This window comes from Marinobacter sp. P4B1, assembly GCF_001447135.1.
Classification (GTDB): domain Bacteria; phylum Pseudomonadota; class Gammaproteobacteria; order Pseudomonadales; family Oleiphilaceae; genus Marinobacter; species Marinobacter vinifirmus.
Genome location: NZ_LLXM01000010.1, coordinates 280,190 through 293,836, shown reverse-complemented (window position 1 = coordinate 293,836; position 13,647 = coordinate 280,190). Strand labels below are relative to the sequence as shown.

15 protein-coding genes and 1 tRNA gene are annotated in these 13,647 nt (G+C 57.8%); 12 read left to right on the top strand and 4 right to left on the bottom strand.

The window, feature by feature from the left end; genetic code table 11:
- Nucleotides 1-62: 62 nt before the first annotated feature.
- On the top strand, nucleotides 63-641 hold the full coding sequence (locus tag AQ621_RS07490) for a hypothetical protein (protein WP_058340924.1): 579 nt from the start codon (nucleotides 63-65) through the stop codon (nucleotides 639-641).
- Here AQ621_RS07490 and AQ621_RS07485 read toward each other — a convergent pair.
- The gene (locus AQ621_RS07485) at nucleotides 634-930 is read right to left on the bottom strand and encodes a hypothetical protein (RefSeq protein ID WP_058340923.1); all 297 of its coding nucleotides are present in this window, start codon (nucleotides 928-930) and stop codon (nucleotides 634-636) included. The two genes, AQ621_RS07490 and AQ621_RS07485, sit on opposite strands and share 8 nt — an antisense overlap.
- A 40-nt stretch (nucleotides 931-970) precedes the next feature.
- Nucleotides 971-1,420 (bottom strand): hypothetical protein, encoded by a 450-nt coding sequence (locus AQ621_RS07480; protein ID WP_058340922.1) that lies wholly within the window; start codon nucleotides 1,418-1,420, stop codon nucleotides 971-973.
- Nucleotides 1,421-1,558: 138 nt separating this feature from the next.
- Here AQ621_RS07480 and AQ621_RS07475 point away from each other — a divergent pair, with 138 nt between their 5' ends.
- From AQ621_RS07475 to AQ621_RS07465, 3 genes are read left to right on the top strand one after another with little or no spacing between them, the layout of a single operon-like run.
- A complete protein-coding gene (locus AQ621_RS07475; protein WP_058340921.1) occupies nucleotides 1,559-2,479 on the top strand; it encodes an ABC transporter ATP-binding protein in 921 nt (306 codons plus the stop codon).
- Between the two features lie 23 nt (nucleotides 2,480-2,502).
- Nucleotides 2,503-3,264 carry an ABC transporter permease gene (locus tag AQ621_RS07470; RefSeq protein WP_022988234.1) on the top strand — a complete coding sequence of 254 codons (762 nt, stop codon included), beginning with the start codon at nucleotides 2,503-2,505 and terminating at the stop codon, nucleotides 3,262-3,264.
- Nucleotides 3,264-3,755: a DUF192 domain-containing protein gene (locus AQ621_RS07465; RefSeq protein ID WP_058340920.1), complete on the top strand. Its 492-nt coding sequence runs from the start codon at nucleotides 3,264-3,266 to the stop codon at nucleotides 3,753-3,755. Before AQ621_RS07470 ends, AQ621_RS07465 begins: the two co-directional genes overlap by 1 nt.
- 11 nt (nucleotides 3,756-3,766) lie before the next feature.
- Here AQ621_RS07465 and AQ621_RS07460 read toward each other — a convergent pair whose 3' ends face one another.
- Nucleotides 3,767-4,558 (bottom strand): enoyl-CoA hydratase, encoded by a 792-nt coding sequence (locus AQ621_RS07460; protein WP_058340919.1) that lies wholly within the window; start codon nucleotides 4,556-4,558, stop codon nucleotides 3,767-3,769.
- Nucleotides 4,559-4,753: 195 nt separating this feature from the next.
- Between AQ621_RS07460 and AQ621_RS07455 the strand changes: the two genes are divergently transcribed.
- A complete protein-coding gene (locus AQ621_RS07455) occupies nucleotides 4,754-6,355 on the top strand; it encodes a sensor domain-containing diguanylate cyclase (protein WP_058340918.1) in 1,602 nt (533 codons plus the stop codon).
- Between the two features lie 19 nt (nucleotides 6,356-6,374).
- On the opposite strand, the gene AQ621_RS17645 is transcribed toward AQ621_RS07455, so the two are convergent.
- Nucleotides 6,375-6,473: transfer RNA gene (locus tag AQ621_RS17645), tRNA-OTHER, on the bottom strand.
- A 107-nt stretch (nucleotides 6,474-6,580) separates the two neighbouring features.
- On the opposite strand from AQ621_RS17645, the gene AQ621_RS07450 reads away from it, so the two are divergent.
- From AQ621_RS07450 to AQ621_RS07415, 7 genes are all read left to right on the top strand, one after another.
- Nucleotides 6,581-7,867: a tyrosine-type recombinase/integrase gene (locus tag AQ621_RS07450; RefSeq protein ID WP_058340992.1), complete on the top strand. Its 1,287-nt coding sequence runs from the start codon at nucleotides 6,581-6,583 to the stop codon at nucleotides 7,865-7,867.
- Nucleotides 7,864-8,550, top strand: coding sequence for a hypothetical protein (locus AQ621_RS07445; RefSeq protein WP_058340917.1), 687 nt, complete (start codon nucleotides 7,864-7,866; stop codon nucleotides 8,548-8,550). The genes AQ621_RS07450 and AQ621_RS07445 overlap by 4 nt, the downstream gene beginning before the upstream one ends.
- A 65-nt stretch (nucleotides 8,551-8,615) precedes the next feature.
- Nucleotides 8,616-8,846, top strand: a complete 231-nt coding sequence (locus tag AQ621_RS07440) for a helix-turn-helix transcriptional regulator (protein ID WP_058340916.1) — start codon at nucleotides 8,616-8,618, stop codon at nucleotides 8,844-8,846.
- A gap of 202 nt (nucleotides 8,847-9,048) precedes the next feature.
- A complete protein-coding gene (locus tag AQ621_RS07430; RefSeq protein WP_145840256.1) occupies nucleotides 9,049-11,091 on the top strand; it encodes an AAA family ATPase in 2,043 nt (680 codons plus the stop codon).
- Between the two features lie 270 nt (nucleotides 11,092-11,361).
- Complete coding sequence (locus AQ621_RS07425) at nucleotides 11,362-11,574, top strand: hypothetical protein (RefSeq protein ID WP_058340914.1); 213 nt, start codon at nucleotides 11,362-11,364, stop codon at nucleotides 11,572-11,574.
- 211 nt (nucleotides 11,575-11,785) lie between these two features.
- A complete protein-coding gene (locus AQ621_RS07420; protein ID WP_058340913.1) occupies nucleotides 11,786-12,139 on the top strand; it encodes a hypothetical protein in 354 nt (117 codons plus the stop codon).
- Nucleotides 12,136-13,635, top strand: coding sequence for a hypothetical protein (locus AQ621_RS07415; protein WP_201785322.1), 1,500 nt, complete (start codon nucleotides 12,136-12,138; stop codon nucleotides 13,633-13,635). Before AQ621_RS07420 ends, AQ621_RS07415 begins: the two co-directional genes overlap by 4 nt.
- Nucleotides 13,636-13,647: the final 12 nt, after the last annotated feature.

Here is a 13,647-nt window from a genome sequence, read left to right as displayed (position 1 = left end):
GTTACATATCGTTACAATGCCTTATCGTTCTAACTTCAGGAATGCGAGGCAAGAAACCCTTCATGGTCAACGGACTGGTCACAGTTACTGAGCTCGGCTTGCTGGCACTGGTCGGCATTCTGGCAATCCGGATGGTTGCCCTGTCCCGGGGAGAAGCACTTCAACTGGCAGGTGATATAGCAGAACCGGAAATACCCGGCCCGGTGGCAAGGCGCACGGCGCGTACCGGCAAGCGGGTGAAAATTGCCTCCGCCCATGGCACCGAACTGCGCACCCAGCTGCACATTCTGGCCGGGCTCCAGGAGCGGGATTGTCGGGACAAGGGGCTTTTGCTGGCCGAGGCGCCAGAGGCAGTGCGGCTGTACGCAGCCGCCTGGTTGTATGGGGCCGGTTGTGCACTGAGCCGCCAACCGGTGCGCCATTCCGATGCCCTGGCAGGCATGGTGGCACGCATTGTCAGCCGTAAAACAGGCATTCGCCAACCGGAAGCATTGCAGGCTATCAGCACCCTCACCTCCAGTTCCGTGTTACTGGCCTGCTACCGGGCCGGCCTTGAAGGCGCTGAACACTGGCAGCAACATCAGTATGTACCGGCTCACTCCAGCCTTTATGATGCAGCCACCAGCAACGCGTTTATCTGACGGCTTCAACTTCCCAATTACTGCCAAGGTTAATCGCTGTGGTGCCGGTTTCATCCTCTGCAGGCACTCCGGCGATCACCGGCCGGGTAAATCCGCCGTCGTCAGTGTGCTGCATGGAGTCGACATCCACAGACCGTACCAGCCATGATTTCCCGCCTGCGTTCACACGCGCCCGGTGGGTGAGCCCGAAGACAAAGCGGCAGTAATCGAGTTTGAGCTGAAGCAAATCCTGTTCTGCCTTGAGAATCTTTCTGAGCAGAACCTTTTGAACACTTTCCCCGTAATCCATCACATTTCCCTGGAGATTGTTGTATTTTCCAGGAATTTAACTACTTCTCCGCACGAAAGACCAGTGTTGACGGCACATTTTCGATTAAATCCTGGCCATCCTGAAAATCGATTCTCCAGATCATTTCACTGCCAGTGGTACAGAACGGCGCGGTAAACCTGGCCCGGTATTCCAGCGATTCTTCCCGTACCAGCGGCACCGGGTACTCGCCCATGTACATGTTTTCGCCCCTGAGTACCGCCAGAAAGCGATCCGGCGCTTCCGGCACGGTCACCTGGAGCCGGTACTCCACGCCCTGGTCTCCCTCCGGGCCGGGGGTCAGCTTGACCTGCCACTGACCTTGATCCGTTTGCCAGCTGCAAGGGCCTGCAAGCAGGTCGCAAGGTGGCTTCTTCTCCTCGTTGCTGGCTTCGTTCAGGTAGTCGGGAGCAAATGCCAGTATCGCTACAGCAGCAATCAGTAAACCCCCTGTTACGATGGCTCGTATCATCTCAGCAGCCTCTCATCCCCTTTTTGAAGGGGGCATTATGGGCATAAATGCCGACATGGCAAAGGTTTCTAAACCGCGGCCAGCATGAGAAAATGCCCGGCTTTCTGGCTTGAATCAACCAAGAAACAGGATACCGCTGTGCAACCGGACATCTCCGTAAAGCACCTGAACAAGATCTACGAAGACGGCTTCCAGGCCCTGAAAGACGTTAACCTGGAAATCTACCCGGGAGAGATCTTCGCCCTGCTTGGCCCCAATGGTGCGGGCAAAACCACGATGATTTCCATCATCTGCGGGATAGTGAACAAGAGCAACGGTGAAGTAACCGCTGCCGGCCACGATATCGTTAAAAACTACCGCAAGGCCCGCGAAGCCATCGGCCTGGTACCCCAGGAGTTGAATACCGATTCCTTTGAAACCGTATGGGATGCGGTGTCGTTCAGCCGCGGCCTGTTCGGCAAGGCCCCGAAACCCGCCCACATAGAGAAGGTACTGAAAGACCTCTCCCTGTGGGATAAGCGCAACAACCGCATCATGTCGCTGTCTGGCGGCATGAAACGCCGGGTGATGATTGCCAAGGCCCTGTCCCACGAGCCTCGCATCCTGTTTCTGGACGAGCCCACCGCGGGCGTGGATGTAGAGCTTCGCCGCGACATGTGGGAGATGGTCCGGAAACTCCGCGAGAATGGCACCACCATTATCCTGACCACCCATTACATCGAAGAAGCCGAGGAAATGGCAGACCGCATCGGTGTGATTCGCCAGGGCCAGATTATCCTGGTGGAAGACAAGGACGCTCTGATGTCCAAGCTGGGCAAAAAAGAACTGCGCCTGCAGCTGCAGCACAAGCTCGACAAGGTACCGGGCGAACTCACTCTGGAGCCCATCGAGCTTTCGGAAGACGGCTACGAGCTGATCTACACCTTTGACTCCCAGAAACAGCAAGCCGGCGTTGCCCGCTTACTGCGGACCCTGGGGGATCTGGGCATCGAGTACCGGGACCTGCAAACCCGGGAAAGCTCCCTGGAAGAGATTTTTGTGGGCCTGGTGCACGAATAAGCCGCCCGAACGGAGAGTGCAAAATGAATCTTTACGGTGTAAAAGCCATCTACAAGTTCGAAATGGCGCGCATGAAGCGGACCATCATGCAAAGCGTGCTGTCGCCGGTGATCTCAACCTGCCTGTACTTCGTGGTATTCGGTTCTGCCATCGGCTCCCGCATGGGCGATATCGACGGCATCGACTACGGCGCCTACATCATCCCGGGCTTGCTGATGCTGTCCCTGCTGATGCAGAGCATCTCAAACGCCTCTTTCGGCATCTATATGCCAAAGTTTTCCGGCACCATCTATGAAGTTCTGTCTGCGCCTGTGTCCTATGCCGAGATCGTTCTGGGCTACGTCGGCGCTGCGGCCACCAAGGCGGTTATTCTGGGGCTGATTATCCTGGCGACCGCACGGCTGTTTGTCGACTACTCGGTACTGCATCCCGTGTCGATGCTGGCCTTCCTGGTGCTGACGGCAGTGACCTTCAGCCTGTTCGGGTTCATCATCGGCATCTGGGCCGACGGCTTCGAGAAATTGCAGATCGTGCCCATGATGATCGTAACCCCGCTGGTGTTCCTTGGCGGCACCTTCTATTCCATCGATATGCTGCCCCAGGTCTGGCAGACCATCAGCCTGTTCAATCCGGTGGTGTATTTGATCAGCGGCTTCCGCTGGGCTTTCTATGGCGTATCTGATGTGCACGTGGGCATCAGCGTTGCCATGACCCTGGTATTCCTGGCCATGTGCATGACCACCGTCTGGTGGATCTTCAAAACCGGATACCGGCTGCGTTCGTGATGTTTCGTGTATTGCTGGCAACCTGTGCCCTGATGGCGCTGGCCGCCTGCGGCGCGGCAGACGCCCGGGACGAACAACCCTTGCCGGCGATTGAGGCCTGTTTTGTAACCGCTGATCGCTCCTACCCGGTCATGCTTGAAGTGGCCAGTGAACCGGAGCAGCGGCGCCGGGGCCTGATGGGCCGGGAACACCTGCAGGATAACGCCGGCATGCTGTTCGAGTACCAACAGCTGCGACCGGCCGACCACGGATTCTGGATGTACCAGACCCTGATCCCACTCGACATCGCCTATCTAGGTGCACAGGGCGAGATAGTAAGCCTGCGGCAAATGCACCCCTGTGCATCCTCCCGCAGCAGCGACTGCCCGGCTTATCCGGCCGGCAAGCCCTTCCTGAGTGCGGTGGAAATGAATGCCGGCTACTTCCATGAACGCGGCATTGGCACCGGTGACCGGCTGGTATGGCCAGCCAACGGTGCCTGCAAGCCCTGAAACCACTCCGGCTATTTGTGCTGCCAGTTCGGGGCCCGCTTATCCAGGAACGCTGAAATACCTTCCTGTGCATCTTCAGCTGTCATATTGGTGGCCATCACCCTGGCGGTGTAATCGTAGGCATCGGCCAGGGGCATTTCCAGCTGCCGATAGAACGCCTCTTTACCGATCTTCAGGGTGTGGCCAGATTTACCGGCAATGGTTGCGGCCATGTTGTAGACAGTCTCATCCAGGGCTTCCGGTTCCACTACCCGGTTCACCAGCCCGATATGCTCTGCGGTTTCTGCATCAATCATTTCGCCGGTCAACAGCATTTCCATAGCATGTTTGCGGGAAACATTTCGCGACAGCGCCACCATCGGCGTGGAGCAGAACAGCCCGATGTTCACACCCGGCGTGGCAAACCGACTGCCCCGCTCCGCTACCGCGAGGTCACAGCTGGCCACCAGCTGACACCCTGCAGCCGTTGCCACACCGGCTACCCGGGCGATCACCGGCTTCGGCAGGTTCACAATCTGCTGCATCACCTTGCTGCACTGCTGGAACAGGGCCAGCTGAAATTCGTGGCTGTCGAATTTATCCCGCATCTCCCCCAGGTCGTGGCCGGCGCAAAACACATGGCCGGCGGAAGCCAGCACCACTACCCGGCTGCCGTCATCCCGGGCGATTTTCTCAAGGGCTGAAGACAACCCTTCCAGCATCGCCATCGACAGGCTGTTCCGGCGCTCCGGCTGGTTCAGGGTCAGTGTGGTAATACCGTTTTCTGTACGGACTCGCACTGGGCTTTCTTGCGCGGCAGACATAATTCAGAACTCCTTGATGGCTATCACCCCAGTATTGCCAACAGCTGCCAGCCTGTCGAACAGACTTTGGGCGTATACAAATAGTTGCAATTTGCGGCTATTACCGAGTATTCGCAGGCAACCCCGACCGGTACGATGAATGCTTAAAACAAGCAAGCCAGAAGCTTGTTAAAACATCGAACAGGTAAACGCAGTATGAAGCAAGTCCGCCACTCACTGGCCTCCAGGTTTGTTCTGTTTCTGGCGGGCCTTCTTGTACTGGCCATGATCGCCCTGCTTCTGATCGAAAGAGTTGTATTCCAGCCGGTACTCATGAAAGCCGAGAACCAGCAAGCCGGCCAGGAACTCGCGCGCATCGAAAATTCGCTGGAGCAGAACCACAATGCGTTGACAGCCCAAACCCGGGACTGGGCGCACTGGGATGACACTTACCAGTTCATCCAGGATGCAAACAGCGACTATGCCACCAGTAACTTCAGCCGGGAGATGTTCGAAGACCTGCACGATCAGGCCATGATCTTCATCAGTGAAGACCAGCAACCAACGTGGATTGCGGGCATTGATCCGGGCACGAACACCTACGTCACCTGCACCTCGGCAACGGGCGACTGCAGCTGGGCGGCACCGCTCATTGCTGAGGTTCAACCGTTTCTGGGCGAAGTAGAAGCAACGGGGCTGGCGCTGAACGTCGCCGCACCATGGCCCGCACTCGCTGCGATAGCACCCATACTTCAAACCGACAGGACAGGCCCATCCCGGGGCTGGCTTATCAAGCTTCGGCTGATTGACGAACGGCTGACGGATTTGCTCGAGGAACAGACCGGGCTACCGGTACAGATTGCCACAGGGCCAGCCCCGGCCGATACGGAACGGAAAGTTGCCCTTCAGCGAGGGCCAGAACTGCTGCATGCCGGCAAGCCCCTGTTAACCCATTCCCGTGGACCCGAGTTGGTGTTGAGCACCGAAATTCCGAGAGACCGTGTAAAAAGGGCCTCAAGGATTTTCCGCTATTCACTTGCCTGGACGGCCGTTTTGCTGGCCGTTGTGATCGGGGTGGTGCTGGCACTGCTATATGGCCTGGTACTGAAGCCACTGGGCCAGTTCACCCGCTTTGTTACCGGGAAACAGGGCGAGAATTCCCTTGCCCAGCGCGAGAACCTGGCAGACGTACCAGGCAGCCTGTTGCAGCGGAAAGACGAGTTCGGCACCCTCGCTCGCCACGCCCAGGGGTTGATCAGCCAGCAACGGGAACAGTCAAAAATGTTGCTGGACCTGTCCCAGCACGATCCGCTGACAGGCCTGGCCAATCGCCGACTGTTCGATGCCAGCTTGCAGCAAAGCCTGTCGGATGAACCGGAGATGCCGACCTCCGTGTTGATGCTGGATATCGACCATTTCAAACTTTATAACGACCGCTATGGCCATCCGGAAGGTGACAGATGTCTCGCCAGCGTTGCGGAGTGCATGGAGCAAACCGTCAAGCCCCATGGCTTTCTGGTTGCCCGCACCGGCGGTGAGGAATTCAGTGTGCTGATGCCCGAAACAGGGTTGGAACAAGCCAGAACCTGTGCCGAAGAACTCCGTAAAGCCATCGCAGGCCTGAAACTGCCCCACGCAGACTCTCCAGTGAGCGATGTCGTCACCGTGAGTGTCGGTGTTGCCAGTAGTGTAAACGTGGACAATGTTTCCGGCTCCACACTCATGCGCAGCGCAGACCTGGCGTTGTATGAGGCGAAGGATCAAGGCCGGAACCGGGTTGCCTGCTTTGGTGAGGATGCGGCAAACATTTTCGGCTGAAGGGCCGGGGAAATCAGGATGGTGCTCCGGGCCGGAATCGAACCGGCACGACCTTACGGTCGAGAGATTTTAAGTCCTTTCGTTTGAGTTTGAACAAAAATGGTCAACCACTAACAGCTTTGAATTTTCAGCCGGTTACGCCAGAATAGTCCCTATAGTCTTTTAACAGTTTTGAACTAAAGTGATGCACCAGTGATGCACCAGCGGTTCACCAAGGGGGAAGAAATGGCCGATAAAGTGAAGCTCAACAAGACCAACCTGGACAAGCTGGAAGCGGTAGACGGAAAGCGCCGCATTGTTTGGGATTCTGCCATTCAGGGCTATGGCGTGCGGATCATGCCGAGCGGAAGCAAAGCCCTGTTCTTCCAAGCCCGGTTTAAGGGCGAAGTGATCCGCGTAACCATTGCCCGTTACACCGGCACCGCCCCCAGCGCCGAACAAGGCCGCAAGCGCGCGCTAGAAATCAACGCAGACATAGCCAACGGCATAGACCCCCGCCCGGAGAAAAAGGAAGCAGAGGCCGCCACGTTCGGGGATCTTCTGACCGGCTATATCGAACTGCTGGAAAGCAAGGGCAAGAAATCCGCCGCGAACGTCCGAAACCAGATCAAGGCGGACGTAGAAAAGGCCCAGCCGAAACTATGGAAAAAGCGCGCGGCTGAAATCGACCTGGACGACTGCATAAAGGTAGTGGCGGACGTTAAAGACCGTGGCGTTTTGCGCCAGGCTGACAAGATCCGCAGCTATATCCGTTCAGCCTTCACGGAAGCCATTAAGGCGCGCGGCAACGTAAACGCCCCGGCGGCATTGCGGAAGATGAATATCAGGGCCAACCCCGCCCGCGATATGGTGAAGGTGGAAGGCTCAAGCAAGGCTAGAACCCGCGCCCTGTCCCTTGCCGAGTTCCAAGCCTATTGGACGCGCGTTAAGGAACTGCCGGAGCCGGGCCGCTCGGTAATGATGCTGCACGTTCTGACCGGCGGCCAACGCATTCAACAGCTATCCCGCGCCACCCTGCACGACATAGACCACGACACCGGAACGCTGACCCTGCTGGACTACAAGGGCCGTAGAAGCGAACCCCGCCGCCATGCTATCCCGTTGCTGCCGGAAGCCCTGGCCTGCATTGAACGGATAACCGGCGCTGGTGAATACGTATTCACTTGTGATGGCGGAAAGAGCCCGATTAATGGCCGGTACATATCCGAGCGCGTGGACAAGATCCGCGACGCCATGGCAAAAGCGGAAGAACTACCCGGCGGGCACTTCACCCCCGGCACCATACGGGCAACGATTGAAACCCGGCTGGCTGCAAAGCCTTACCGCGTGAGTTCTGACGTTCTGGGCCAATTACTTAGCCACGGCTTGGGTGGAGTTCAGGCCCGGCACTATCAGCACCACAATTTTAATGATGAAAAGCTGGAAGCCCTGCAAATGCTCTACCGCATGGTAGAAGGCCAGCCGGAGCCAGTGGCCCAGGTTATACCGTTCAACAGGGAGGCCAGCGCATGAACCCCCATGAACGGCTAACCATGGATCTGAACCTGACCGACTGCAAGAAAATCGAAGCCCTGGCGTTTGGCCTTGAGGATGCCAGCGGGTATCAGACCAGGCTGAATGCAGTACATAACCACGGGGTAACGCTAAAGGAGTTCCGGGAAACAGTGACTCGCCTGCATAACAGCCTAGCCAAGCTGGGGAGAGGCACCGCCGGGACAACCGCCAACCTGAAAAACGTAAAGCACTATCTGACGATGATCCCGGAGGACTACCGGGCACTACTGGACACCATCGACCGGGATTTGTATTTCAGTGTGCCATGGCACCCCGACAGAAGCCGTTTTGAGGGCATAGCGTTAGCCCTTGGGGATATGTCAGACGATGAGAGAAAGGCGCAAGCGGAGCGGCTCAGGGCTATAGCCGGGGCTGTTCTGGATGACATACGGGAGCCGGGACAAGGGGGCGCAAGAATGCAGGCCCGGCGGTACATGCTGGGCATTCAATGCCTGGCTAACCATTTTCAGGAAGCCATGCCGGAGCACCCCGTAACAGCAAAGCGGGACAGCCTGTTTTACCGTTACGTGCTGATCTGGATGGAATCAGCCGGTTACGCCACTGACCAGAGGCCAACGCCGGAGCGGCATATTCAAAACGCTATAGAGGATCTGGGCAACTGGGAAAAACTCTCCCTTTAACGTAGCCCTATGAAAACACTAGGAAAACGCATTCTGGCCCTGTCAACTATGAAGGAGCCAGAAAAATGCAGAGCCAAACCACCTTACCCCCGCAGCACACCGTAACCCTTCCCCAGCTATGGGATCAGAAAACCCTGGCCGCCTACCTTGGCAAGTCTACCGCCTGGTGTGAACGCGCCCGCTGGTGTGGTGATGGCCCCCGTTTCGTAAAGCTGGGCCGCCACGTCCGTTACCGCGCTGATGATGTGCTGGCGTGGATCGAAGAAAACGCCCGCACCTGTTCCGGGGAGGCTTGAACCATGAGAATCCCCGGCCGCTTCTACAACCACGCCGACCAAGCCGAATACGTGGCCCTCAGCCGCGTGGCTGACGTTGTTGGCGTCCCTGCTCACATTATCACCAACGCAATCAGCAACGGCACGTTGCCAGTCCGTGAGATATGCGGCTGTAAATGCGTGGCGGTAACGGATCTGTTCGAGTTTAAGGAGGGCGGGAACGATGGACGATAAAAGCAACGCCCTCGCCAGCGGGGAACTGGCAAAGGGCGCTAATCAGAGCGGGCAAGCTCAAACAGAGTATAACCCAACTGCTCACAAAACGAACAGCCGCACATTCAACCCTGAAACCGCCTTCCTGATCCCGGAGGATCTGAAAAGCCGCCCTCAGTGGATTCTATGGCGTTACGTTCTCCGGCCTGGTGAAAGCAAGCCCGACAAGGTGCCAACGACGCGGAACGGCCAAAACCTGACCGGCTACACCGAAGGCAAGGGCCACATGGCCTTTCAGGAGGCCGTGAAGGCGTACCAGAGCAACCGGCAGGCCGCTGGTATCGGTTTTGTTGTCATGCCCTCAGATGGCCTTATAGGCGTTGATATGGACAACTGCCTGAACCCGGAAACCGGCGAGATGGCAGACTGGGCAAGCCAGCACGTTGAAGCCCTCAGCACCTACACCGAAATCAGCCCTTCCGGGACTGGTGTCCGCATGTTCGTGCGTGGCGAGTTGCCGCCCAACCATATCAAGAAACAAGGCAGTCGGGAGATATACACCCAGGGCCGTTTCCTGACGATTACCGGTCAGGCTATCGGCGAAGAGTGCCCAAAGTTACCGGAGCGCCGGGAGGCTATCAGCCAATACATTCAGGCAATGGAAAGCGACCGCGGCAATAGTCCGAAGCCTGACGCAACCAAACCCCCAGCGGGGGATGGGGCTATTCTGGACGGAAACCGGGACGTCACCCTGACCAGCTTGGCGGGCACACTACGCCGCGAGGGCTTCAAGGAAAACGAAATTGAAGCGGCCTTGCACGAAATCAACCGCACCCGCTGCAAACCCCCACTTGATGCTGCTCAGGTAAGCAAGATTGCCCGGAGCGTTGCCAGGTACGATGCCGCCAACGATTTCACCGAAGTGGCGGAGCATGATTCCCCGTTCGACCTGCAAGCGGCAAAGGTGGCGGATCTTCTGGCCACTGATCCGCCCCCTCGTCGTTGGCTGGTGTCTGACCGTGTGCCGCTGGGTATTGTCGGACTGCTGGCCGCCGCCGGCGGTACGGGTAAGAGTATGGCGGTTCTGCAATTGGCGGTTAGTGTCTGCACTGGCCTGGAATGGCTGGAAATGCCGATAGGTGAAGCCGGGGCGGTTCTGATGTTTAGTGCCGAGGATGACCGGGAGGAACTGCACCGCCGCCTAAAATCCGTGGTTGATATGTACGCCGATACCTTAGACCCGTTCGACAGTGCCGCCTTTGATCCCCACAAAGCCGCCATTGCCGAGCGCCTGCACGTATTCGACCGTGTGGGGATGGACAACCGCCTGACTGCCCGCATGAATGGCGAATTGCACCGAACCGCCTTTGCCCGCCGTGTGATCGAAGTGGCGGAGCAAGTGCCGGACTGCAAGCTGATCGTATTAGACCCCCTGGCACGTTTTGACGGTGGCGAACCCAACGACAACGCAGACAGCACCCGCCTAATTGAGTGTGCCGAGGAAATCCGCAAGGCCACCGGGGCAACCGTCCTGTTACCGCACCACGTAAGCAAAGCAAGCATGAAGGACAACGCCAGCGGTCAGGAAGCGGTAAGGGGCGGTTCCGGTCTGGTGGATGGCTCCCGCTGGGTAGGTCTGCTATCGACCATGCGCGCCGATACTGCCGAAAAGGAATACGGCATAGACCCAGAGGAAGCGGCCAAGTTGGTCAGGTTCACCACCCCGAAGGCGAACTATTCAGCGCCGTGGGAGGGCGTCTGGTTGCGCCGTATCACTGGCGGGGCGTTGGTGCCTACCATCGTTGAAAAGGCCGACAGCAAGCCCGAGAGGAAGTCAGAAGAACGGTATTCCTCATTCCTGATTATTGCGAAGGAGTTGATACGCAAGAAAGAGAAGGAAGGCGAGTATCTGAACGTGACCAAGCTCCGGGGCTATGGAGGCCAGGAAGGTATTTTCAGTATGGGCGTTGGATCCGTCAAAACCTGCATTGCCCGCGCCCTTGAGGAAGGCGAACTATTCAAGCGGGAGGACGGGACGTTAAGACTGTTTTAAGGCCGGACGGTCGGGACGGTGGGACGGTGGGACGCCGTCCCGGTTTTGCCGTCCTGTCCCGGTTCAGCCCTTGGGGCGCAAGGGATACAGCAAAAAGCCGGACGGTATGGGCAACCGTCCCGCCGTCCCGGTCAAACCCTTGGGGGACAAGGCCGGACGCCGGACGGTTTTTTACCCCCTAAAGGGGGGATGGACTGACCGTCCCGCCCCCTTACGGGTGGCGGTTTAATGCCGCCAGAGCCGTTGGAGCTATCAAAACGAGGCAACACCATGAACAACTTTTCAGGCTCAGTACTGCCCCTTCCGTCCTGGTGGATGGGTAAAGATGCAGAGGAAATCGGCAACCTACTGGTGGCCAATGCATTAAAGATCATTACCGAGGCACACGGGGAGGAATACGCCCGGACGTGGTTAAAGAGTTTCAGCGATACCGTGCAAAGCCAAGCAATCACGCAGGATGTTATCAACCGCCTGTTCAAGTAGGTGTAAGGCCAAGGAAGGCAACGGCAAACCTGCTGGGTTCCAACCCCGATACCCCCTGAAAAAGCCCTATTTTTACCGCCACAAAAGATATTATGTCCCTTGTGTGCCTTATTCAAAGTCCTGTTATATAACGCTTTATGATATCGGTTGATATACTGTGCAGCATGACGTGCATCATATAAGCCGATTACCGAAGGATTACCCGGACATTATGGCCGCAAAGCAGATCCCCGAAAAATACGCCCCCGGCTACCTGACTGAACTGGATGGCCGGTTAGCGGTTGCCCAGGTTATGCGGGAACGCTACCGGGCTTTTACGGATGATCTGGGGGGCGCTGACCGCTTGAGCTATGCCCAGCGTTCGTTAGTTGAGCGCGCCTTGTGGCTGGAATACTGGATGGCACAACAGGAAGAACAGTTGGCGCGTGGTAAGGAGTTCGACGTTGCCCGCTGGACTCAGGCCGCTAACAGCCTGCAAGGGATACTCAGCAAGCTGGGCCTAGACCGCCAGGCTAAGGACGTGCCAAACCTTCACGACTACCTGAAGCGGAAGGCGACAGCATGAACATACGGGAAGTAATGACAGATCCCGCCCTGTTCGGTGGCCAGTTCGGAGGTGACAGCTTCAAGGCATGGCGCGCCCTGCTGGCTGGCTTCTATGGTCTGCCGTTGTCCGATGATGAGCTACCCACATGGCAAGCCCTAACAGGCCGCCAGAGCGCCCCAGAAGCCGCACATGACGAGTTCTGGATGGTGATAGGCCGTAGGGGTGGCAAGTCACAAGCCGCCGCCCTGCTGGCTGTGTATGAAGCTGCATTCAGGGACTACAGCGACCGCCTGGCCCCCGGTGAAGTGGCTACCGTGATGCTGCTGGCCGCCGATCGAAAGCAAGCGCGCTCAGTGTTCCGCTATATATCCGGCCTGATTGAATCTAACCCCATGCTGGCCCGCATGGTGGTACGTGAGGACAAAGAAAGCATAGAGCTATCGAACCGCACGGCTATTGAAGTGCATACCGCCAGCTTCCGGGCCACACGGGGCTACTCAGTGGCCTGCTGCATTGCCGATGAAATAGCGTTCTGGCGGAGTGAGGACAGCGCGAACCCTGATTTTGAGATCCTGAACGCCATACGCCCGGCAATGGCCACCCTGGACGGCAAGCTGATTGCGCTATCCAGTCCCTACAGCCGCCGGGGTGCATTGTGGGACGCATACCGCCGATACCACGGCAAAGAGGGTGAAATTCTGGTAGCCCAGGCACCCAGCCGCACCATGAACCCGACCTTGCCCGCCCGCGTGGTACGGCAAGCGAAGGAACGGGACGCAGCCGCCGCTGCTGCCGAGTATGAAGCGCAATTCAGGACAGACATTGAAGCCTTCTTGCCTCGTGAGACGGTAGAGGCCGCCGCGCGCCTTGACCGGCTAGAGTTGCCGCCCGTTGCCGGTACGACTTACAGCGCGTTCGTTGATCCTGCTGGCGGTGGTGCTGATGAATTCTGTGTAGCCATTGGCCACCGGGAAGAAGAACGGTTGATTGTGGACGTTGTACGCGCCCGCAAAGGCACCCCGGCGGACATTGTGGCGGAGTATGCGAAGTTACTTAAAGAGTATGGCGTAACCCGCTGTCAGTCCGACAAATACGCGGGAAGCTGGCCCGCTGACGAGTTCAAGCGCCACGGCATTACCGTTGAACAATCGGCCAAGCCGAAAAGCGAGCTATACCGGGACGCCTTGGCAGTTTTCAACAGTGGCCAGGTGGAGTTACCCCCCGAAGAACGGCTAATCAGCCAGTTCGCCAGCCTTGAGCGCCGAACCGCCAGAGGTGGCCGGGACAGTATCGACCATGCCCCAGGCGGGCATGATGACCGCGCCAACGTGGTAGCCGGTCTGATGCAGGCCACCAAGGCCGTTACGGAATTCATTTTTGACTGTGGTGGTGACACATCCGAGCCCTTCACCATCTACGGTAACGAGCCCGCGCGAGGCGGGCTTGCCCCCGAATCATCCAACGCGAGGTTGGGCCGATTTGGTTCAGATTCCGGGCTCACTTTTTTTGATTGAACCAGAAAGGTG

Excerpts from the sequence above, each read along its gene's own strand:
- AQ621_RS07480 (WP_058340922.1), bottom strand. The coding sequence starts at position 1,420 with ATGATACGAGCCATCGTAACAGGGGGTTTACTGATTGCTGCTGTAGCG.
- AQ621_RS07450 (WP_058340992.1), top strand. The coding sequence starts at position 6,581 with ATGGCCGATAAAGTGAAGCTCAACAAGACCAACCTGGACAAGCTGGAA.
- AQ621_RS07490 (WP_058340924.1), top strand. The coding sequence starts at position 63 with ATGGTCAACGGACTGGTCACAGTTACTGAGCTCGGCTTGCTGGCACTG.
- AQ621_RS07485 (WP_058340923.1), bottom strand. The coding sequence starts at position 930 with ATGGATTACGGGGAAAGTGTTCAAAAGGTTCTGCTCAGAAAGATTCTC.
- AQ621_RS07420 (WP_058340913.1), top strand. The coding sequence starts at position 11,786 with ATGGCCGCAAAGCAGATCCCCGAAAAATACGCCCCCGGCTACCTGACT.
- AQ621_RS07415 (WP_201785322.1), top strand. The coding sequence starts at position 12,136 with ATGAACATACGGGAAGTAATGACAGATCCCGCCCTGTTCGGTGGCCAG.
- AQ621_RS07425 (WP_058340914.1), top strand. The coding sequence starts at position 11,362 with ATGAACAACTTTTCAGGCTCAGTACTGCCCCTTCCGTCCTGGTGGATG.
- AQ621_RS07470 (WP_022988234.1), top strand. The coding sequence starts at position 2,503 with ATGAATCTTTACGGTGTAAAAGCCATCTACAAGTTCGAAATGGCGCGC.
- AQ621_RS07440 (WP_058340916.1), top strand. The coding sequence starts at position 8,616 with ATGCAGAGCCAAACCACCTTACCCCCGCAGCACACCGTAACCCTTCCC.
- AQ621_RS07445 (WP_058340917.1), top strand. The coding sequence starts at position 7,864 with ATGAACCCCCATGAACGGCTAACCATGGATCTGAACCTGACCGACTGC.
- AQ621_RS07430 (WP_145840256.1), top strand. The coding sequence starts at position 9,049 with ATGGACGATAAAAGCAACGCCCTCGCCAGCGGGGAACTGGCAAAGGGC.
- AQ621_RS07460 (WP_058340919.1), bottom strand. The coding sequence starts at position 4,558 with ATGTCTGCCGCGCAAGAAAGCCCAGTGCGAGTCCGTACAGAAAACGGT.
- AQ621_RS07455 (WP_058340918.1), top strand. The coding sequence starts at position 4,754 with ATGAAGCAAGTCCGCCACTCACTGGCCTCCAGGTTTGTTCTGTTTCTG.
- AQ621_RS07465 (WP_058340920.1), top strand. The coding sequence starts at position 3,264 with ATGTTTCGTGTATTGCTGGCAACCTGTGCCCTGATGGCGCTGGCCGCC.